Consider the following 20652-nt stretch of genomic DNA (forward strand, 5'->3'; position numbering starts at 1 on the left):
TCACGACAGACCCGTTTTCGGCGGGTGGACAGGACCACGCATGACCTTCATTCGCTCCGAGCGTTACGCCGCCGGATTCCTCCTCTTAGCCGGAGTCCTCGGCCTCCTCGCCGCGAACGTCGCGTTCGGGCCCGCCCTGATCGTGGCCGCCGACGAACACCTGCCCACCGGGATCTTCGGGCTCGACCTGTCCGCCAAGCACTGGATCAGCGACGGGCTGTTGGCGGTCTTCTTCTTCCTCATCGCCATCGAACTCAAGCGTGAGCTCGTGATCGGCGACCTGAACAGCATCGGCAAGGCCGCGCTGCCTGCCCTCGCCGCGCTCGGCGGGGTGGTGGTGCCGGCCGGAATCTACCTGCTGCTCACCCAGGGGTCGGGGCTCGCCGCCGGCTGGCCGGTGCCGACGGCCACCGACATCGCCTTCGCCCTGGGTGTGCTGGCGGTGTTCGGCCGCGGCATCCCCACCCGGGTGCGGGTGTTCCTGCTGGCGCTGGCCGTGCTCGACGACCTCGTGGCGATCCTGATCATCGCGTTCTTCTTCACCCAGGACCCGCAGCTGCAGTACATCGGCTTCGCCGCCATCGCCGCGACGCTCTTCGGCGTGACCAGCCGGCTGCTCAAGCCCCGCTCGGCCTGGGTGTTGGGCCGGAAGCCGGTCTGGCCGATCGTGGCCGCCCTGACCGTGCTGGGCCTGGCGACCTGGTACTTCACCTACCTGTCCGGCGTGCACGCCACGATCGCCGGCGTCATCCTGGGCCTGGTGATGGCCCGGGTCCCCGGCGGCCGCGCCCACCACGTGCTCGAGCCGTACTCCAACGCCGTGATCCTGCCCTTGTTCGCCTTCTCGGCGGCCCTGGTCGCCATCCCCCAGGTGAGCCTGGCCGAGCTCAGCCCGGCGTTCTGGGGCATCCTGGTGGCCCTGCCGGTGGGCAAGCTGATCGGCATCACCGTGGCCGGCAGCCTCGGCAGCCTGATCTCCCGGCGGCCGAACGGGTCCAAATCCGGGCTCAAGTTCGCCGACATCGTCATGGTCGCCTGCCTGGGCGGTATCGGCTTCACGGTGTCGTTGCTGATGGGCGCTCTCGCCTTCGCCGGCAGTGTCGAGGTGGTCGACGAGGCCACCCTCGCCGTGTTGCTCGGCTCAGGATTCGCCATTCTGGTGTCGGCCGTCGTGGTCAGTGTGCGGGCACGGCAGTATCGACGGGCCGCGGAAACACCGCGTCCAGCAGCGAGCCCGTCCACACGATAAGCCCGGCGTCGGCCAGCGGCTCGCCGTTCAGGCGCGGCAGCGGCACGATCATCGACCCGGCCGCGGCCGAGTACTTCGCGCCCGGGTACATCCGTTGCACCCGCACCTGCATCGAGTCGGCCAGGTCGACCGGGGCCACCCGCAGGTTGGAGCCCATCGCGACGACCTCGCCGAGACCGGCCTGCTGGGCGTGCCGGCGCAGCCTGGACACGGCGATGAGGTTGGTGACGGCCTCGGGCGGTTCGCCGTAGCGGTCGGTGAGCTCCTCGAGCACCAGGCCGATCTGATCGTCGGCGGCCGCCAGTGAGCTGGCGCCGGAGAGCTTCTGGTACGCCTCCAGGCGCAGCCGCTCGCTGTCGACGTACTCCTCGGGGATGTGCGCGTCCACGGGCAGCTCGAGCCGCAGCTCGGTCTGGCCCTCGGCGACGTCGCCGCGGAAGGTCGCCACGGCCTCGCCGATCATGCGCAGGTACAGGTCGAAACCCACCCCGGCGATGTGGCCGGCCTGCTCGCCGCCGAGCAGGTTGCCCGCACCGCGAATCTCCAGGTCCTTCAGCGCCACCTGCATGCCGGCGCCGAGCTCGTTGTTGGCGGCGATGGTGGCCAGCCGGTCGTGCGCGATCTCGCTGAGCGGCTTGTTCTCGTCGTAGAGGAAGTAGGCGTAGGCCCGTTCCCTGGCCCGACCGACCCGGCCGCGCAGCTGGTGCAGCTGGCTGAGCCCGTACTTGTCGGCGCGGTCGATGATGATGGTGTTCGCGTTGGCGATGTCCAGGCCGGTCTCGATGATGGTCGTGGAGACCAGGATGTCGAACTTGTTCTCCCAGAAGTCCACCACCACCTGCTCCAGCTGGGCCTCCGGCAGCTGCCCGTGCGCCACGGCGACCCTGGCCTCCGGCACCAGTTCGGCCAGCTGCGCGGCCACCCGGTTGATGCTGGAGACCCGGTTGTGCACGAAGAAGATCTGCCCCTCGCGCAGCAGTTCCCGGCGGATGGCGGCCGCCACCTGACGGTCGGAGTACGGGCCGACGAAGGTGAGGATCGGGTGCCGATCCTCGGGCGGGGTGGCCAGGGTGGACATCTCCCGGATGCCGGTGACGGCCATTTCCAGGGTGCGCGGGATGGGTGTGGCGCTCATGGCGAGGATGTCGACGTTGGTCTTGAGCTTCTTCAGCGCGTCCTTGTGCTCCACGCCGAACCGCTGCTCCTCGTCGATGATGACCAGGCCGAGGTCCTTGAAGATGGTGTTGTCCGAGAGCAGCCGGTGCGTGCCGATGACCATGTCGACGGTGCCGCCCTGCATGCCGGCCACGGTCTCGCGGGATTCCTTGTCGGTCTGGAACCGGCTGAGGGCGCGCAGGTGGATCGGGAAGCCCGCGAAGCGTTCCTGGAAGGTTTCCATGTGCTGGCGCACGAGCAGGGTGGTGGGCACGAGCATGGCCACCTGCTTGCCGTCCTGGATGGCCTTGAACGCGGCGCGCACGGCGACCTCGGTCTTGCCGAAGCCCACGTCGCCGGAGAGCAGCCGGTCCATCGGGATGGGCCGTTCCATGTCGGCCTTGACCTCTTCGATGGTGGTGAGCTGGTCGGGCGTCTCCGCGAACGGGAACGCCTCCTCGAGCTCACGCTGCCAGGGGGTGTCCGGGCCGAACGCGTGGCCCTTGCTGGCCATCCGTGCGGAGTAGAGCTTGACCAGTTCGACGGCGATGTCGCGCACCGCCCGGCGGGCCTTGGTCTTGGCGGCCGACCAGTCGCTGCCGCCCATTTTGGACAGCGCCGGGGCCTCGCCGCCGACATAGCGGGAGACCAGGTCCAGCTGGTCGGTGGGCACGTAGAGCTTGTCGCCGCCGTGGCCGCGCTTGGATGCGGCGTATTCGAGCACCAGGTATTCGCGGGTGGTTTTGACCGGGTTGCGGCCCCCGCTGGAGACCTCGCGCTGGGTCAGTTCGAGGAACTTGCCGATGCCGTGGGTCTGGTGCACGACGTGGTCGCCGGTTTTGAGCTGCAGCGGGTCGACGACGTTCTTCCGCCGGCTGGCCAACTTCTTGATCTGCCGGGCGTCGTAGCCGACGGTGCGGCCGTAGAACTCGCTCTCGCTCACCAGGGTGAGCTTGGTCTCCGGGATCTCGAAGCCGTGGGCGATGGAGGCCTTGATCAGGTAGGCGATGCCGGGCTCCGGGTCCGCCGGGAATTCCGCCACGATGCGGGCGGGCAGTTCGGCGCCGGCGAGCACGTCGGCGGCCCGGTCGACCAGGCCGGCGCCCTGGGCGACGACGGCGACCGTCCAGCCGTCCTTGAGCCGGCTGGAGAGGTGTCCGACGGCGCCTTCGACACTGCCTGCGAAGCTCGGCACGGCGTCGCCCTCGATGCGGATGGTGAGCAGTTCGTCGATCTCGCGGTGCTCAGGCAGCACCTCGATGTCGGTCGGGGCGGCCTGGAACGAACTGAGCGTCCACCAGACTCGTTCGGTGGCGGGGGCGCCGGGGGCGGAGTAGCGCACGGCGTCCCGCAGGGTGCCCAGGGTGAGGAAGTCACCGCTGGCCAGGTCGATGGGCGCTTCGGCGCCGGCGGTGGCGGCGTTCCAGGCTGCGGAGAGGAACTCCCGGTTGGTTTCGGCGAGGCTGATCGCCCGGGAGGCGACCCGTTCGGGCGAGATCACCGCGACGGCGGCCTGCCGGGGCAGGTAGTGGGTGACCGGCACGAGCCGGTCCACCAGCGCCGGCGCCAGGCTTTCCATGCCCTCGACCGGGATGCCCTCGGCGACCTTGGCGAGGAGGCCGGCGAGGCTGGGGAATTCGTGCTGCATCTCCCGGGCACGCTGCCGCACGGCGGGGCTGAGCAGCAGCTCCCGGCTCGGCGGCAGGGTCACCGAGTCGATGGGCTCGGGCATCGAGCGCTGGTCGGCGACCGCGAAGGCGCGGATCTGCTCGACCTCGTCGCCGAAGAACTCGATCCGGTACGGGTGCGCGGCCATCGGCGGGAACACGTCGAGGATGCCGCCGCGCACGGCGAACTCGCCGCGCCGGGTGACCATGTCGACGCGGGCGTAGGCCACGTTGACCAGGTCCACCGAGATGGCGGCGAGGTCGTGGCCGCGGCCGCCGGCGCTGAGCTCGAGGGGGTCGTAGTCGGTGAGGTTGTCGGCCACGGGCTGCAGCGCGGCCCGCACCGAGGCCACCACGATGAGGGGACGGCGGCCGGCCGCATCCGAGTTCTCCCAGTCGCGCATCCGGCGGAGCGCGTAGAGCCGGCGGCCCACGATCTCGGCACTGGGGCTGAGCCGTTCGTGCGGCAGGGTCTCCCAGGCGGGGAATTCGACGATCTCGGCGTCGTCGGAGAAGCAGCCGAGGTTCTCCCGGAGCGCTTCGGACTCGCGGCCGGTGGCCGTGATCACGAACAGGGCTCGGCCCTTGTCGAGCCGGGACCGTTGCTCCAGCAGCGCGGCCAGCAGCGGGGCCCGCAGGCCCTCGGTGAGGGAGAAATCGGCGTCACACGCCGCGAAGGCGAGGGCGTTGTCGAACGTGGAGGCACCAGAAAGCGCCGGAATCAAGCCCTGAAGAATCACCGCACAAGTCTACGGGTTCCAGGATGATCGCTAGGCGGGAGGGGCGTGGAACTTCTGCTGCGCCGCGGTGACGCCGTCTGCGGCGATCATCTCGATGGCATCCGCGGCGTCCTCGAGCATGATCGGCAGGGTGCTGCGCTCGATGCTGGAGAAGTCGTGCAGCACGAAGTCGGCGGCGTTCTGGCGGCCGGGCGGCCGGCCGATGCCCATCCGGATGCGGGTGAATTCGTTGCTGCCCGTAGCGGCGATGATGTCCCGCACCCCGTTGTGGCCGCCGTGGCCGCCGCCCACCTTGATCTTCAGGGTGTCGAAGGGCAGGTCCAACTCGTCATGCACGACGATCAGCCGGGAGACGTCGAGCGAGTAGAAGCGCAGCAGGCCCGCGACGGGGCCGCCGGAGAGGTTCATGAAGCTGTTCGGCTTGGCCAGGATCAGCTTGGGGCCGCCGGGCGCGCTGCGACCCTCGGCGACGGAGGCGTTCGCCTTGTGGTTCTTGAAGTTCGCGCGCATCCGGTCGGCGAGCACTGCCGTGACCATGTGGCCGACGTTGTGGCGGTTGCCGGCGTAGCCGGGCCCGGGGTTACCGAGCCCGACTACGAGCCAAAGATTCTCGTCCAGGGGGTTCCTTTACACAAGTTCCTGTCCGGCGGTGAGGAGGGGAAAGGCTACTCGGCGGCGGCTTCCTCGGCGGGAGCCTCGGCCTCGGTGGTCTCCTCTGCCTCTTCCTCTGCGGGCAGGTGCACGCCGATGACGACCATCTCGGGGTCGGAGACGAGCGACGCGCCGGCGGGGAGCTTGATCTCGCTGGCGTGGATGAGGGCGCCGTCTTCCAGTCCCTCGACATCGACGCTGACGCTCTGCGGGATGTTGGTGGCTTCGACCTCAAGGAGCAGGGTCTTGGCGTCGAGGTCCGCGATGGTGCCGGGGGCGCTCTCACCGGTGATGTGCACGGCGACCTCGACCTGGACCTTTTCACCCTTGCGGATGACGATGAGGTCGAGGTGCTCGATGATCTGGCGAACCGGGTCCTTCTGCACGTCCTTGACCAGGGTCAGGTGCGTGGTGCCCTCGACGTCGAGCTCGAGCACGGCGTTCGCGCGACGCAGAAGCAGGCCGATCTCGTGGGCCGGCAGGGCCACGTGCACGGGCTCGGTGCCGTGGCCGTAGATGACGGCGGGGATCTTGCCCAGCACGCGCAGCTTGCGGGCAGCGCCCTTGCCGAAGCTGTGGCGCGCGTCAGCGGAAATCTTGTTGTTGTTGTTCTTGGCCTCGGCCATGGTGTCTCCTTGCGGGCCTCGTGTGCCCGTATTGATGTGTGCTGGCGCTGGGCCCGCAGTACGGATGCTGGTTCAACTCGAACGCATGTCAGCGTGAGGAAAGGCCTTGGAGGGACTTTTCGCCGCGTCGATTACGGATTTCACCGGGCCGGTTTCCCGGGCCCCGCACGAATCCCTCGCCGAAGTTCAACTCACCACTCTAGACGATAAAGTGACGATCATGGCCAGCCTGCACACCCGAGTGACCGATGACGTCGGCCGGTCCATCGTCGATGGCACGGTTCCGGCGGGCACGATCCTGCTCTCCGATGAGATCGAACGCCGGCAGGGTGTGAGCCGGTCGGTGATCCGGGAGGCGATCCGGGTGCTGGGGTCGATGGGGCTGGTGGAGTCGGTCAAACGGGTCGGCATCCGGGTTCTGCCGCCGGAGAGCTGGAACGCGTACGATCCCACCATCATCCGCTGGCGCCTGCTCGGGCCGGGCAAAGGGGAACAGTTGCGGTCACTGACCGAACTCCGAAGCGCCGTGGAGCCGATGGCCGCGGAGCTGGCCGCCCGGCACTCGGCTCCCGCGGTCTCCGCCGAGCTGGTGGCCGTGGCCGAGCTGATGCGCAGCGCCGGCGATTCCGGTGACCTGTCCCAGTTCCTGGAGCTCGACATCCGCTTTCACACGCTGGTGCTGCACGGGTCGGGCAACCAGATGTTCGCCAAACTCGGCGAGCCCATCGCGGCGGTGCTGTCCGGCCGCACCGACCTGGGCCTGATGCCCGACCGCCCGCACGAGAACACGTTGCAGTTGCACGCCGACGTCGCCGATGCCATCGCCGCCGGCGAGCCGGGAGCGGCCCGGGTGGCGATGGAGCTGATCATGCGCCGCACCTACGCGGAGGTGCAGCCCAGCTGGTCCCGCGCATCCGGGCAATAAATATGATTACATAGGTCTAGCGGTCCACTAACCTTGATGGTGGTCATCGCTCACAGACCCAAAGGAGATTTGCGTGTCAGAAACCGGTTCAGCAAACATCGGCGTCGTCGGACTGGCGGTGATGGGCTCCAACCTCGCCCGTAACCTCGCCAGCCGCGAAGGCAACACCGTGGCCGTCTACAACCGTTCGCCCGAACGCACCCGCCTGCTCACCACCGAACACCCCGAGGCCGGCTTCGTGGCATCCGAAACCATCGCGGACTTCGTCGCCTCGCTCAGCACCCCCCGCACGGCCATCATCATGGTGCAGGCCGGCACGGGCACCGACGCCGTGATCAGCCAGCTGACCGAGCTGTTCGAGCCCGGCGACATCATCGTCGACGGCGGCAACGCGCTGTTCACCGACACCCTCCGTCGCGAGAAGGCCGTTCGCGAGACAGGCATCAACTTCGTCGGCGCCGGCATCTCCGGTGGTGAGGAAGGCGCCCTCAACGGCCCGAGCATCATGCCCGGCGGTTCAGCGGAGGCGTACGTCACCCTCGGCCCTATCCTCGAGTCCATTGCCGCGGTCGTTGACGGCGTGCCCTGCGTCACCCACGTCGGCACCGATGGCGCCGGCCACTTCGTCAAGATGATCCACAACGGCATCGAATACGCCGACATGCAGCTGATCGGCGAGGCGTACGACCTTATCCGTCGCGGAACCGGCAAGACCCCGGCCGAGATCTCCGAGATCTTCACCGAGTGGAACAAGGGCGAGCTCGAGAGCTACCTCATCGAGATCACCGCTGAGGTCCTCAAGCAGGTCGACGCGGAGACCGGCAAGCCGCTCGTCGACGTCATCCTCGACCAGGCGGGCAGCAAGGGCACCGGCGTGTGGACCGTGCAGACCGCCCTCGACCTGGGCATCCCCGTGTCCGGCATCGCCGAGGCCGTGTTCGCCCGGTCCGTCTCCTCCAAGCCCGCGCAGCGCGCAGCTGCCGCCGCCCTCCCCGGCCCGACCGCCAACCCCGTCGAAGATGTGGACGGCTTCATCGAGGGTGTCCGCCAGGCGCTCTATGCGTCCAAGGTCATCGCCTACTCGCAGGGCTTCGACGCCATCGTCGCCGGTGCCGAACAGTACAACTGGGACATCAAGAAGGGCGAGATCGCGAAGATCTGGCGCGGTGGCTGCATCATCCGCGCCCGCTTCCTCAACCGCATCACCGAGGCGTACACCGAGAACCCGGGACTTGTCTCGCTCGTCACCGCCCCGTTCTTCACCGATGTTGTCGCGACGGCCCAGGACTCCTGGCGCAATGTTGTCGCCGACGCCGCCCACGCCGGCATCCCCGCGCCGGTGTTCGCCTCGTCACTGGCGTACTACGACAGCCTGCGCGCTGACCGCCTTCCCGCTGCCCTCACCCAGGGCCAGCGCGATTTCTTCGGTGCGCACACCTACAAGCGCGTCGACAAGGAAGGCACCTTCCACACCCTGTGGTCCGGCGACCGTACCGAGATCGTCACCGAGGGCTCCTCGCACTAGAGGCTGTTCCCCCCGCTCCACCCGCTCGGCGACTGTTGCCCGTGCGGACATTGGCACCCGGCACACCGGGACCAGTTGTCCGCACGGGCAACAGTTGTCTGTGCGGTCGATCGGCCGGCCGGTCGGCACACCGCGACCGGTTGTCCGCACGACGGGCAACAGTTGGCTTGGTCACCGGGTGACCGGCAAGCCGGCAGTGACCAGCAGTCGGCTCAGCGCAGCCCGGTTGGCCAGCTCGGCGGCGCCCCACCTCACCACCCGGAACCCCTCGGCGCGCAGGTGGTCCTCCCGCACCTTCTCGGCGTACACGACGTCGCCCGGCGCACGCCCGTGCAGATATTCGTCCTTGAGGTACTTGCCCCGCCCGTCGAACTCCCCGATCAGCCGGAATCTCGGCCATTCGAAGTCGGTGAAGTACCACCCACCTTGCGGATTCGGGTGCCGGCACTGCAACTCGGGGTCGGGGAAGCCCAGCTCGAAGATCGCCACCCGGCTCAGCGACTCCCCCGGGTTGTCGGCGTTGGGACGCGCGAAGTCGATGGCCCGTTGCGCTCTGGTGCTGCCGCGAACCGACCCGCACCGGGCCAACATCTCGGACAACTCGTCCGGGTAGACGAGCATCTCCGGTGTGGCCCGTCGAGGATTCATGCCGTGGTCGAGCGCGACGACGGCATTGTCGAACGTTGCCGTCCTCGCGAGGTCGAGGAGCGTGCGAGCCGGTCTGGTCACGAGCACGCCGTCGAGTTCGACGACCTCGGCCCAGTCGAACCCGGTGCGATGCACGAACACGCCGTTCTTGCTTCGCACCCGTGAGCCCGGTACCGCGAGAACATGCACGGTCTCCGGCCAGGCGCCACCCAGCGGGATGCCCCACAGCGCCGCGGCAGACTGGTGGCTGACGACGGGGTCGTGCCGCCTCCTGGTCGCCACAACAGCGCGGATGCGGTCGAGGTATCGATCCTGGGGTGCCAGGCCGCCCCAACGGTCCGTCGTCGTGAAGACCCCGCGGCGCAAGCGGGTGCCCTGCCCCCGATCCACAGATCGGCGGAACTGCCGGGCATCGGTGTCAGAAACGCCGACGCTCTGGACGAGGAAGAGGCCCGTTCGTGGGTCCAGCCGGTCATCAGCCATGGGGTCAGACTCGCATCCGCCGTCTCACCGGGACCCGGATGGCGCCCATCGGTGCAGATCCGCCCGTCGCCCCGGCTGTGGAGGAGCCGCACCTTCCGCCGCTATCTGTTACCGTCCGGACATTTGCACCCGGTGTGCCGGGACCAAGTGTCCGCACGGGGACCAGTTCGTGCGTTCGGGAGCCTGTGCGGCGGGTCAGGAGCGGCGGGCGGCTCGGGCGAAGCGCAGCGCGCGGCCCGCCAGTCCAAGCCCCAGCCAGGCGAACGCGGCGAGCACGCCGGGCCAGGGCAGGGTGACGGCCAGCAACAGGCAGCCGGCGGCGCCCGCGTATTGCACCCAGCGGGGCAGCCAGCGTTCCTCGGGTGGCTGACGCAGCGCGGCCAGGTGCGCGATGGCGTAGTAGACCAGCACCGCGCAGGCCGAGAAGCCCACCAGCTGGGCAGGGTCCAGCAGCAGCACTCCGAACATCGCCACGAGGCCGATGGTCACCTCGGCCGTCACCGGGCTGCGCCGCGCCGGCGAGATACGGCCGAGCGCACCCGGCAGGTCCCCCTCCCTGGCCATCGCCAGTCCGGTGCGGCTGAGGCCGGCCAGGATGCCCGCGAGCGAGCCCAGGCAGGCGATGGCGGCCAGCACCCGGGCGATACCGGTCCACGGCTCGGCCCTGCCGGCCAGGTCGGCCAGCGGCGACGCAGAGGCCGCCAGGGCCGCCGGCCCGAGCACAAGCACGCACAGCAGGCCGATCACCCCGTAGACCACCAGGGTGAGGGCAAGCGCGGTCACAATCGCCCGCGGCAGGGTGCGGCGCGGGTCGCGGACCTCCTCCCCCAGGGTGGCCATCCGGGCGTAACCGGCGAACGCGAAGAAGAGCAGCCCGGCCGACTGCATGATGCCCACCCAGCCGCCCTCGAACAGCGTGCCGGAGTCGAACGCCACCGGCAACGTCCCTCCGGCGAGGCCGGCACCCACCACGAGCACCAGCGTGAACAGTCCGCCGAGCACCAGGAACACCACCACGGCGCTGAGCCTGGCGGTGCTGCGGATCCCGGCCAGGTTCACGGAGCCGAGCACCAGGATCGCCAGGACGGCCACCAGCCTGGCCTGCTCCGGCCAGAGGTAGCCGCCCAGGATCAGGGCGATGGCGCCGGCCGAGGCGGTCTTACCGGCCAGGAACAGCCAGCCGGCCGAGAACCCCCACCACGGGCCCAGGGTCGCCCGGCCGAACGCGTACGCTCCCCCGGACACCGGATGGCTCATCGCCAGTTGCGCCGAGCTCAGGGCGTTCAGCGAGGCGATCAGCCCCGCGAGGACCAGTCCGACGAGCAGGCCGGAACCGGCCGCGGCGGCGGCCGGCGCCCAGACGTAGAACACTCCGGCGCCGATCATCGCGGCCAGGCCCACCACGGTGGCCCCGCCGATGCCGAGGTGGCGCCGCAGGGTGTCCTCGGGCCGTGTCGATCCGTCCATGCACCCACAGTAGGCAATCCAGGTGAACCGCAGGCATCCGCACCGGGCCAGGGTCTGATTTACTGGAGGACACCCATGAGCGATTTTCACCCCGAACTCTCCGGCTACGAGCCGACCGACTCCTCCCGGCCCCTCCGCGGCCGGCGGATGCTGCTGCTCATGCGCATCACCGTGGTGCTCGGCCTGGTGGGGCTTGTCGTGCCCGGCGTCCTCACCACCCTGAGCATCGCCTCGGCCACGGCCGCGCGGGCCTGCGACCAGGCCGTGGCACGCTACTACCCGCTCTCGGAGGGCATCGACGCCAGGTTCGAACTGGCCGGCGCGGGCGGCTTCGGCTGGCAGTGTTACGCGATCGACCAGAACGAACGCCAGACCTTCGTGCTGCCCCTCGGCATCATCCCCGGCCCGTTCCGGCCGCCGGCGACCAGCGTGTCCTGACGCCGAACAGACCGAAGGCCGGCCCCGGGAACGGGACCGGCCTTACGACAGAACTGGGGGCGAGCGTTACGCGGCGCCCTCGAACATCGACGTGACGGATCCCTCGTCGAAGACCTCGTGGATGGCGCGCGCCAACAGCGGGGCGATCGGCAGCACGGTCAGCGTCGGGAAACGCTTGTCCGTGGGGATCGGCAGGGTGTCGGTGACGACAACCTCCAGGATGGCGTCGTTCTGCAGCAGCTCGAGCGCGGGCGGACTGAACACGGCGTGCGTCGCGGCGACGACGACACCGATGGCGCCGGCGGCCATGAGCGCCTCGGCGGCCTGGACGATGGTGCGGCCGGTGTCGATCAGGTCGTCGACGATCAGGCAGACGCGGCCCTTGACCTCGCCGACGATCTCGTGAACGGTGATCTGGTTGGGCACCAGCGGGTCGCGGCGCTTGTGGATGATGGCCAGCGGGGCGCCGAGCTTGTCACTCCAGATATCGGCGACGCGCACACGGCCCATGTCCGGCGACACGATGGTGAGGGTGGACGGGTCGAGCTTGGCGCGGAAGTGCTCGAGCAGCACCGGCATGGCGAAGAGGTGGTCGACGGGGCCGTCGAAGAAGCCCTGGATCTGGGCGGCGTGCAGGTCGACCGACATGATGCGGTCGGCGCCGGCGACCTTGAACAGGTCGGCGACGAGGCGGGCCGAGATCGGCTCACGGCCGCGGCCCTTCTTGTCCTGGCGGGCGTACGGGTAGAACGGGGCGACCACGGTGATGCGCTTGGCCGATGCTCGCTTGAGAGCGTCCACCATGATGAGCTGTTCCATCAGCCATTCGTTGATCGGGTTGGTGTGCGACTGGATGACGAACGCGTCCGCGCCGCGCACGCTCTCGTCGAAGCGAGCGTAGATCTCACCGTTCGCGAAGGTGCGTGCGTCGGTGGGGATCAGCTCCGAACCAAGTTCTGCGGCGATGTCGATCGCGAGTTGTGGGTGTGCTCGCCCCGAGATGAGCACCAATTTCTTCTCGCCGCTGCTCTTGATTCCAGGCACCTAGTCTCCGCTCTGTGAGGCGGCTGTCGCCGCATCTGTTCCCGGACGGTTGGTCTCTACCCAACCGACCATATTGCGTTGCGGAGCCACGTTGATCGCGAGCGCCCCGGCCTGCACGTCCTTGCGGACCACAGTGCCGGCGCCCGTGTAGGCTCCGTCTCCGATTCTAATCGGCGCGACGAACACGTTGTGCGACCCGGTGCGCACATGCGACCCGATCACCGACGGGTTCTTGTTCACGCCGTCGTAGTTGGCGAAGATCGTGCCGGCGCCGATGTTGGAGTGCACCCCGACCGTGGCGTCGCCGACGTAACTGAGGTGCGGCACCTTGCTGCCCTCGCCGATGACCGCGTTCTTGGTCTCCACGAAGGTGCCGATCTTGCCGTCGGCGCCCAGCCAGGTGCCCGGGCGTAGATAGGCGAACGGGCCGACGGTGGCGCCGGCGCCGATCACCGCGAGAGTGCCGTCGGTGCGTTTGACCGTGGCCCCCTCACCGATCTCGCAGTCGAGCAGGGTGGTGTCCGGGCCGACGATCGCGCCGGTGGCCACCGTGGTGGAGCCGAGGATCTGGGTGCCGGGCAGCAGGGTCACATCGCTGGCGAGCGTGGCCTTGAGGTCGATCCAGGTGGTGGCCGGGTCCTGCACGGTCACCCCGGCCAGCTGCCAGCCGCGCACGATGACGGCGTTGAGCTTGGCGGCGGTGTCGCTGAGCTGCGCCCGGTCGTTGATGCCGGCGACGAGCCAGGCATCAGCCACGGGCACGGCGCGCACCTCGGAGCCTGCCGCGCGGAGCAGCCCGATCACATCGGTGAGGTACTTCTCGCCCTGCACGTTCTCGGTGGTGAGACGGGCCAGCTGGTCGCGCAGTTCGGCGAGGCCGAAGATGTACACACCGGCGTTGGCTTCGTCGACCGCCCGCTCGTCGTCGCTGGCGTCCTTGTGCTCCACGATGCGGTCGAAGGTGCCGTCGTCGCCGCGGATGATGCGGCCGTAGCCGGTGACATCGCCAGGGAACGCGGACAGCACCGTTGCGGACACCCCGGCGCGTTCGCGGTGTGCCTCGATGAAGTTGGTGAGGGTGGCGGCGTTCAGCAGCGGCACATCGCCGCTGATCACGAGCACATCCCCGTCGAAGTCGGCCGGCAGCGCGGCGACGGCCTGCTGAACGGCACGGCCGGTGCCGGGGACCTCGTCCTGGTCGACGAGCAGGCTCTCCGGCAGGTCGAAGGCGACGAGCTCGGCCAGGCGTTCCCGTTCGTGCCGGAGCACGGTGATCACGTGGGCGGCATCCAGGGCCCTGGCCGTGGCGAGCACGTGGCTGATGATCGGCAACCCGGCCAGCGGATGCATCAGCTTGGGCAGGCTGGACTTCATGCGGGTGCCCTGGCCGGCGGCCAGCACGATGATGGCGAGGCGGGAATCGGTCACGGGGGTCCTCTCAAAACGAGCTCCGCCGCCAGGACTCGAACCTAGACCTAACAGCTCCAAAGGCTGTCGTGCTGCCATTACACCACGGCGGATTGCGCCGGCTACGGCCGGGCAACGGAGTCAAGTCTGCCAGATGCGCGGGCGCCTGCGCGTCATCCGCGCTTTCACGCGGCCGAAAACCGGATAATGGACGGATGCCTGCCAATGACGAAGTCGACCGGATCGTTGATGCCTGGTTGCGGGAGCGCCCTGACCTGGATTTCGCTCCCCTGCAGGTGTTCTCCCGCGTCGCCCGGCTGAGCAAACATCTGGACCGTGCCCGCCGCACCGCGTTCTCCAGGTCGGAGCTGGATTCCTGGGAATTCGACGTGCTCTCGGCCCTGCGCCGCGCTGGCGATCCGTACGAGCTGAGCCCGAAGCTGCTCCTGCAGCAGACCCTGGTCTCCAGCGGCACCATGACCAACCGCATCGACAGGCTCGTCGAACGTGGCCTGGTCACCCGGCGCACCGACCCCAACGACGGCCGTGGCATCTTCGTGGGCATGACCGCCGGCGGCCTCACCCGGGTGGATGCCGCGATCACCCGTCTGGTCGACGCCGAGGCGGCCCTGCTGCAGAGCCTGCCCGCCGTCGATCAGGAACGTCTGGCCGCCCTGCTGCGCAAGCTCAGCCTCGACTTCGACTGACCACCCTCTCGCGAACTGTGACGTAAGCACCCAAAACCCGAGATTTCTGGGGCTTAACTCACGGTTCGCGGATCAGCGGCGCAGCGCCTTGCGGGCCAGCCGGTTGCCGAGGAACTGCACAACCTGCACAAAAATGACGATCAGCAGCACGGCGGCCCAGGTGACGACGGGGTCGAACTGCCGCCAGCCGTAGAGCAGCGCGAACGCGCCCAGACCGCCGCCGCCGACGTAACCGGCCACCGCCGACATGTCCACGAGCGCCACGAAGATGAACGTGTAGCCCAGGATCAGCGGGCCGAGCGCCTCGGGCAGCAGCACCGTGAAAATGATGCGGATCGGGCCGGCGCCCACGCTGCGGGCCGCTTCGATCACGCCGGGCGTCACGGTGAGCAGGTTCTGCTCCACGATGCGCGCCATCGCGAACATCGCCGCCAGTGCGATGGTGAAGATCATCGCGTTGTTGCCGATACCGGTGCCCACCACGGCTCGGGTGAGTGGTTGCACCGCCGCCAGGAAGATGATGAACGGGATCGGCCTGATGGTGTTGACGAGGACGTTGAGCACCCCGAAGACACCGCGGTTGGCCAGGATGCTGCCGGCCCGGGTGAGGTAGAGGCCGAGGCCGACGACCAGGCCGCCGAAGCCGCCCAGGAGCAGGGTGAGGCCCACGATGTACAGGGTCTCCCACGCGGCAACCCACAGTTGGGGCAGGAGAGTGATGAGTCCGTCCATGGTCAGCGCACCTCGGTGACTGTCGTGAGCGCGCGCACCCGGTCAAGCGCGGCGTCGATGGTCGTCTCGTCCCCGGTCAGCGCCAGGGTGAGGTGCCCGAACGGGCGCCCCTGGATTTCGTTGATGCCCCCGTAGACGACCTGGAAGGCGATACCGTCGCGGGACAGTTCGCCGAACACCAGGGTCTGGTCGACGGTGTCGCTGCGGAACGCGAGGGTCACGATGCGGCCGGTGTGCCTGGAGCGGAGCACGTCGAGTTCCGGCTTGGACGGGAGCCCCTTGACCACCGTCGAGACGAACCGTGCGGACGCGGCCTGCTGCGGGTTCGAGAACACGTCGAACACGTCGCCGCGTTCGATGATGCGGCCCTGGTCCATCACGGCGACCTTGGTGGCCAGAGTCTGGATGACATCCATTTCGTGGGTGATGACGATGATGGTGACGCCGAACTCGCGGTTGACCCGCCCCAACAGTTCGAGCACCTCATGGGTGGTCTCGGGGTCCAGGGCGCTGGTGGCCTCGTCGGCCAGCAGCAGCGCGGGCGAGGACGCCAGGGCGCGGGCGATGCCCACACGCTGCTTCTGCCCGCCGGAGAGCTGGTCGGGGTAGGCGCCGGCCTTGTCGGCCAACCCCACGAAGTCGAGCATTTCGGCGACCCGTGCCGTGCGGTCGGCCTTGTCCCGGCGGGCCACCTCGAGGGGGTAGGCCACATTGCGGGCGACGGTGCGGGAGTTCAGCAGGTTGAACTGCTGGAAGATCATGCCGATCCCCAGTCGCACCGGTCGCAGTTCGCGTTCGGGCAGGCCGGCGACGTCCCGGCCGTCGATGAGGATCTGGCCGGCCGTGGAGCGCTCGAGCACGTTCACCAGGCGCACCAGGGTGCTCTTGCCCGCCCCTGAATAGCCGATGATGCCGTAGACGTCGCCGGCGTCGATGCTGATGCTCACGTCGTCGATCGCCGTCACATCCGGTGCGCCCTTGACGGTGGCCGGGTACACCTTGCTGACGTTTCTCAGTTCGACGAGTGGGGTGGGTGCTGGCATGCAGGTCCTTCGGTTGGAGCGGGGAAAGGCCGGCCGCGCCTCACGGGAGGGGCGGCCGGCCGGGGGCTGCTTACTTCTGGGCCGCGGTGTCTTCCTCGACCGTGGCCAGGGCGGCCTGCAGGTCGGCGGGCGACGTGGTGGCCAGCACGGCGGAGTTGCCGGAGATCTCGAGCAGGCCGTCGGTGACGGTGCTCGTGGTCTGGAAGAGCTCGACGAGTGTGGCGTAGGTCTCGTTGTCCCTGTCTTCGGCGCGCACACCGAACACGTTCACGTACGGCAGGGCGGACTCGTCGGCTGGGTCGTCCTTGATCAGCGCGTCCTCGAACTTGAGGCCGGCCTTCTCGACGAAGTCGTTGTTGATGATCGCGGCATCCACGTCGGGCAGCGACGTCGCGGTCAGCGACGGCTCGAGCGCGGTGACGGTGACCGTGGACTTGGCGGTGTCGACGTCGTCCAGGGTGCTGAAGATGGATCCGCCGTCCTTGAGCACAACGAGGTCGGCGCTCTGCAGCACCAGGAGGGCTCGGGCCAGGTTGCTCGCGTCGTTGGGCACGGCGACGGTGTCGCCCTTTTTGAGGTCGGCGACGTCGGTGACCTTGGTGGAGTACAGGCCGAGCGGGTAGATCGCCGTCGCGCCGATGGGCGTGAGGTCCTCACCGCTGGAGACGTTGTAGTCGGCCAGGTAGACCAGGTGCTGGAACTGGTTGATGTCGATGTCACCGTTGGTCAGGGCCGGGTTGGGCTGGTTGTAGTCGGCGAAGTCCACGATCTCGACGCTGATGCCCTCGTCGGCGGCTGCCGCGGTGTAGTCGGCCCAGTACGGGTCACTGGCCCCGACGACGCCGATCTTCACGGTCTCGTCGCCTCCGCCTGCCGCACCGGCACAGCCGGCAAGCAGTGTCAGGCTGGCGCCCACGGCCAGGATGCTCAGGAAGCCCTTTTTCGCGCTGTACTTCTTCACTTCAGTGTTCTCCACGTCTCGGTCGCTGTGTGTGCGTGCAACGCGGGACGAAGAGCTGGCTGGCACAGGTCATCCACGGAATCGTCGCGTGGGAATTCTGTGCCGCATCGTCGCGTGGCACTCTCCCACGGTAGCCGCAGAAGGCACGACGACCGTACCGCGCCGACACACTTCGTCACAGATGCTGCGACGACCGCCGCCCAGTCACAGCATCTGCGAGGCGGACGGCGGGTCAGCGAAGCGGTGCGCCGGTCGCCGGAAACGGCCGGGTCACTTTTCGAGCAGCACCGACAGTTCCACCCAGCGGGTTTCGAAGCCGGCGACGGCGTCTTCGGCCGCGGCGACCTCGGCCTGGAGCACGCCCAGGCCCGTGTAGTCGCCCTGGTCGTGCGCGGCGAGGGCGTTGTGCAGCTCCGTGATCTTGGCCTGCTGCTTGGCGACCTTACGGTCGATGGAGGCGAGTTCCTTCTGCGCGTTGCGGAGCTCGGCGCCGCCGAGCGCCGGCTTGCCGGAGCCCTTGGCCGTCGCGGAGGTCGGCGAGGCCGCATCCGCCGTGAAGGAGCCGCCGGCGACCTGGCGGCGGCGCAGCTCCAGGTACTGGTCGACGCCGCCGGGCAGGTGGTGGAAGCCGCCGTCAGAGACCGCGTACTGGTTGTCGGTGACGCGCTCGATGAGGTACCTGTCGTGCGAGACGACCAGCAGCGTGCCGGGGAAGGAGTCGAGCAGGTCTTCCATGGCCGCGAGCATGTCGGTGTCCAGGTCGTTGGTGGGCTCGTCGAGGATCAGCACGTTCGGCTCGTCCAACACGATCAGCAGCAGCTGCAGGCGGCGCTTCTGGCCACCGGAGAGGTCCTTGACCTGGGTGGAGAGCTGCGCGCTCATGAAGCCCATCCGCTCGAGCATCTGGCCGGGCGTGATCTCCTTGCCGCCGGCCATGTACGAGGTGCGTTGGCGGGCGATGACGTCGCTGACCCTGTCATTGCGGATGTCGTCCAGCTCGAACAGTTGCTGGGTGAGCACGGCGACCTTGATGGTCTTGCCGCGCTTGACCTTGCCGGTGTCGGGGGTGAGCGTGCCGGCGACCAGGTTCAGCAGCGTCGACTTGCCGGCGCCGTTGACGCCGAGGATGCCGGTGCGCTCGCCCGGCGCGATCAGCCAGGTGATGTTGTTGAGCACGGTCTTCTCACCGAAGGTGACGGTGACGTCGACGAGGTCGACGACGTCCTTGCCGAGGCGCTGCATGGCCATCGACTGCATCGACACGGTGTCGCGGGGCGGCGGCTCGTTCTCGATCAGTTCGTTGGCCGCGTCGATGCGGAACTTGGGCTTGGCGGTGCGGGCCGGGGCTCCGCGGCGCAGCCACGCCAGCTCCTTCTTCATCAGGTTCTGGCGCTTGCCCTCCATCACCGCGCTCATCCGGTCGCGCTCCACGCGCTGCAGGATGTAGGCGGCGTACCCGCCCTCGAACGGTTCGATCAGGCGGTCGTGCACCTCCCAGGTCATATTGCAGACCTCGTCGAGGAACCACCTGTCGTGGGTGACGACCACGAGTCCGCCGGAGTTCTGCGCCCACCGGCTCTTGAGGTGCCCGGCGAGCCAGGAGATGCCTTCAACGTCGAGGTGGTTGGTGGGCTCGTCGAGGAAGACCACGTCGTGGTCGCCGATGAGAACCTGGGCGAGGGCCACCCGGCGACGCTGGCCACCGGAGAGGTCGTCGACGAGGGTGTCCCAGGGGATGTCGCGCACGAGGCCCGCGATGACGTCGCGCACCTTCGAGTCGCCGGCCCAGACGTGCTCGTCGATGCCGCCGACGATGGTGTGCCCGACGGTGTGGCCGTTGACGAGGTCGTCGGACTGGTCGAGCACGCCGATGGTGACGCCGCGCCGGCGGGTCACCCGGCCGGAATCGGGCTCCATCCGGCCGGCGAGCAGGCGCAGGAGGGTGGACTTGCCGTCGCCGTTACGGCCGACGATGCCAATGCGGTCACCCTCGTTCAGTCCGGCGGTGACGCTGTCGAAGATGACGCGGGTGGGAAATTCAAGGTGCAGGGACTCGGCCCCGAGCAAATGTGCCATAGGGTTCGAGCCTAGCCGTCGCAGCTGAAAGCCCGGACCGCCGGCTCTCGCCCGGCAGTGCGAGGCGCGCACTTTTCGAGCTACGCGGGCACTGCGCCCCTATGCGGGTGGCGCGCCACCCGCGCACCGGCGCCTGACCCGCGCATCGGCATCCGCCGGCCGCGCGGTGCGCTAGGAGGTGAGGATCCGGGCGCCGTGCACGGGACCGGTGGCCCGCACCAAATGAAGCCGGGCGGCGCTCAGCGCCACCTGCAGCTCGAGGCCCGCGTCCACGTCGGGCACCAGGAACGCCACAGTGGGGCCGGACCCGGAGAGGATGCCGGCCAGGGCGCCGTTCGCCTCGCCGAGCTCGAGCACCCGGCCCAGGCCCGGCGCCAGCTGCAGCGCCGGAGCCTGCAGGTCGTTGTGCATCGACTCGGCCAGCATGGCCGGGTCGCCCGCGCGCAGGGCCTGCAGCACGTCGGCGTCCACGGTGGGCTGCAACTGGGCGGGGAAGATGTCCTGGGCGTGCCGGGTGCGGTGCCGGTCCAACTCGCTGTAGACCGAGGGGGTCGACATGCCGAACTCGGCCAGGGCGAGGACCCAATGGAAGGTGCCCTTGGCCAGGGCGGGGCTCAGCTGGTCACCGCGCCCGGTGCCGATGGCGGTGCCGCCGGTGAACGCGAACGGCACATCCGCGCCGAGGGTGGCCGCGATCTTCAGCAGTTCCTCGCGGCTCAGCTCGGTTCCCCAGAGCGCGTCGCAGGCGAGCAGGGTGGCCGCGGCATCCGCCGACCCGCCGCCCATGCCGCCGGCGATGGGCACGTTCTTGTCGATCCTGAGGTGCACCCCGCCGGTGTAGCCGGTATACCGGGCCAGCGCCCTGGCAGCCTTGATCGCGAGGTTGCTGTCGTCAACGGCCAGAGCCGAGGTGTCGATGGTGCCGGTGAACTCGACGCTGAAGTCGTCAGCGGCCGTGGCGCGCACGTCTTCGTAGACGGAGACGGCCTGGAACGCGGTGGCGAGATCGTGGTAGCCGTCGTCCATCACGGCGCCCACTTTGAGGAAGACGTTGATTTTGCCCGGTGCCCTCGCATGCACAACCGGTGAGGTCGCCGTGTTGGTCATG

Annotated in this window: 17 protein-coding genes and 1 tRNA gene; 5 read left to right on the forward strand and 13 right to left on the reverse strand. The window is 68.9% G+C overall.

Annotated elements, in window-relative coordinates; genetic code table 11:
• Nucleotides 1–40 precede the first annotated feature (40 nt).
• Entirely contained in the window at nucleotides 41–1249 is a 1209-nt protein-coding gene (locus BJQ95_RS12610; RefSeq protein ID WP_130178410.1) for a Na+/H+ antiporter NhaA, read from the forward strand.
• Here BJQ95_RS12610 and mfd read toward each other — a convergent pair.
• The 3 genes from mfd to BJQ95_RS12625 are packed head-to-tail and all read right to left on the reverse strand — an operon-like array spanning nucleotide 1176 to nucleotide 6088.
• On the reverse strand, nucleotides 1176–4811 hold the full coding sequence (gene mfd, locus BJQ95_RS12615) for a transcription-repair coupling factor (protein ID WP_130178409.1): 3636 nt from the start codon (nucleotides 4809–4811) through the stop codon (nucleotides 1176–1178). The genes BJQ95_RS12610 and mfd overlap by 74 nt on opposite strands.
• A gap of 30 nt (nucleotides 4812–4841) precedes the next feature.
• Entirely contained in the window at nucleotides 4842–5429 is a 588-nt protein-coding gene (pth, locus tag BJQ95_RS12620; RefSeq protein WP_130178408.1) for an aminoacyl-tRNA hydrolase, read from the reverse strand.
• 47 nt (nucleotides 5430–5476) lie between these two features.
• On the reverse strand, nucleotides 5477–6088 hold the full coding sequence (locus BJQ95_RS12625; RefSeq protein WP_130178407.1) for a 50S ribosomal protein L25/general stress protein Ctc: 612 nt from the start codon (nucleotides 6086–6088) through the stop codon (nucleotides 5477–5479).
• A 220-nt stretch (nucleotides 6089–6308) separates the two neighbouring features.
• Between BJQ95_RS12625 and BJQ95_RS12630 the strand changes: the two genes are divergently transcribed.
• Nucleotides 6309–7013, forward strand: coding sequence for a FadR/GntR family transcriptional regulator (locus BJQ95_RS12630; protein WP_370688339.1), 705 nt, complete (start codon nucleotides 6309–6311; stop codon nucleotides 7011–7013).
• Between the two features lie 121 nt (nucleotides 7014–7134).
• Nucleotides 7135–8538, forward strand: a complete 1404-nt coding sequence (gene gndA / locus BJQ95_RS12635) for an NADP-dependent phosphogluconate dehydrogenase (RefSeq protein WP_240694835.1) — start codon at nucleotides 7135–7137, stop codon at nucleotides 8536–8538.
• A 171-nt stretch (nucleotides 8539–8709) separates the two neighbouring features.
• Here gndA and BJQ95_RS12640 read toward each other — a convergent pair whose 3' ends face one another.
• Together BJQ95_RS12640 and BJQ95_RS12645 are read right to left on the reverse strand one after the other, a co-directional pair.
• Complete coding sequence (locus BJQ95_RS12640; RefSeq protein ID WP_130178405.1) at nucleotides 8710–9669, reverse strand: hypothetical protein; 960 nt, start codon at nucleotides 9667–9669, stop codon at nucleotides 8710–8712.
• Nucleotides 9670–9864: 195 nt separating this feature from the next.
• Nucleotides 9865–11136, reverse strand: coding sequence for an APC family permease (locus tag BJQ95_RS12645; RefSeq protein WP_256041372.1), 1272 nt, complete (start codon nucleotides 11134–11136; stop codon nucleotides 9865–9867).
• Between the two features lie 75 nt (nucleotides 11137–11211).
• Here BJQ95_RS12645 and BJQ95_RS12650 point away from each other — a divergent pair, with 75 nt between their 5' ends.
• Nucleotides 11212–11574 (forward strand): hypothetical protein, encoded by a 363-nt coding sequence (locus tag BJQ95_RS12650; RefSeq protein WP_130178404.1) that lies wholly within the window; start codon nucleotides 11212–11214, stop codon nucleotides 11572–11574.
• Between the two features lie 66 nt (nucleotides 11575–11640).
• Here the strand turns inward: BJQ95_RS12650 and BJQ95_RS12655 are convergent, their stop codons facing one another.
• From BJQ95_RS12655 to BJQ95_RS12665, 3 genes are all read right to left on the reverse strand, one after another.
• On the reverse strand, nucleotides 11641–12618 hold the full coding sequence (locus tag BJQ95_RS12655; protein WP_130178403.1) for a ribose-phosphate diphosphokinase: 978 nt from the start codon (nucleotides 12616–12618) through the stop codon (nucleotides 11641–11643).
• The gene (gene glmU / locus BJQ95_RS12660; RefSeq protein ID WP_130178402.1) at nucleotides 12619–14046 is read right to left on the reverse strand and encodes a bifunctional UDP-N-acetylglucosamine diphosphorylase/glucosamine-1-phosphate N-acetyltransferase GlmU; all 1428 of its coding nucleotides are present in this window, start codon (nucleotides 14044–14046) and stop codon (nucleotides 12619–12621) included.
• A gap of 20 nt (nucleotides 14047–14066) precedes the next feature.
• Nucleotides 14067–14138 (reverse strand) — tRNA-Gln (locus BJQ95_RS12665).
• Nucleotides 14139–14240: 102 nt separating this feature from the next.
• On the opposite strand from BJQ95_RS12665, the gene BJQ95_RS12670 reads away from it, so the two are divergent.
• Nucleotides 14241–14732, forward strand: coding sequence for a MarR family winged helix-turn-helix transcriptional regulator (locus tag BJQ95_RS12670; RefSeq protein ID WP_130178401.1), 492 nt, complete (start codon nucleotides 14241–14243; stop codon nucleotides 14730–14732).
• Between the two features lie 72 nt (nucleotides 14733–14804).
• On the opposite strand, the gene BJQ95_RS12675 is transcribed toward BJQ95_RS12670, so the two are convergent.
• From BJQ95_RS12675 to BJQ95_RS12695, 5 genes are all read right to left on the reverse strand, one after another.
• Nucleotides 14805–15464 carry a methionine ABC transporter permease gene (locus BJQ95_RS12675; protein ID WP_205750172.1) on the reverse strand — a complete coding sequence of 220 codons (660 nt, stop codon included), beginning with the start codon at nucleotides 15462–15464 and terminating at the stop codon, nucleotides 14805–14807.
• Nucleotides 15465–15466: 2 nt separating this feature from the next.
• On the reverse strand, nucleotides 15467–16507 hold the full coding sequence (locus tag BJQ95_RS12680; protein ID WP_130178399.1) for a methionine ABC transporter ATP-binding protein: 1041 nt from the start codon (nucleotides 16505–16507) through the stop codon (nucleotides 15467–15469).
• 70 nt (nucleotides 16508–16577) lie between these two features.
• The gene (locus BJQ95_RS12685; RefSeq protein ID WP_240694834.1) at nucleotides 16578–17483 is read right to left on the reverse strand and encodes a MetQ/NlpA family ABC transporter substrate-binding protein; all 906 of its coding nucleotides are present in this window, start codon (nucleotides 17481–17483) and stop codon (nucleotides 16578–16580) included.
• 255 nt (nucleotides 17484–17738) lie between these two features.
• Nucleotides 17739–19544, reverse strand: coding sequence for an ABC-F family ATP-binding cassette domain-containing protein (locus BJQ95_RS12690; protein ID WP_130178398.1), 1806 nt, complete (start codon nucleotides 19542–19544; stop codon nucleotides 17739–17741).
• Nucleotides 19545–19715: 171 nt separating this feature from the next.
• On the reverse strand, nucleotides 19716–20651 hold the full coding sequence (locus tag BJQ95_RS12695; RefSeq protein ID WP_130178397.1) for a 4-(cytidine 5'-diphospho)-2-C-methyl-D-erythritol kinase: 936 nt from the start codon (nucleotides 20649–20651) through the stop codon (nucleotides 19716–19718).
• Nucleotide 20652 lies beyond the last annotated feature (1 nt).

The sequence above is a fragment of the Cryobacterium sp. SO1 genome (assembly GCF_004210215.2).
GTDB lineage: Bacteria > Actinomycetota > Actinomycetes > Actinomycetales > Microbacteriaceae > Cryobacterium.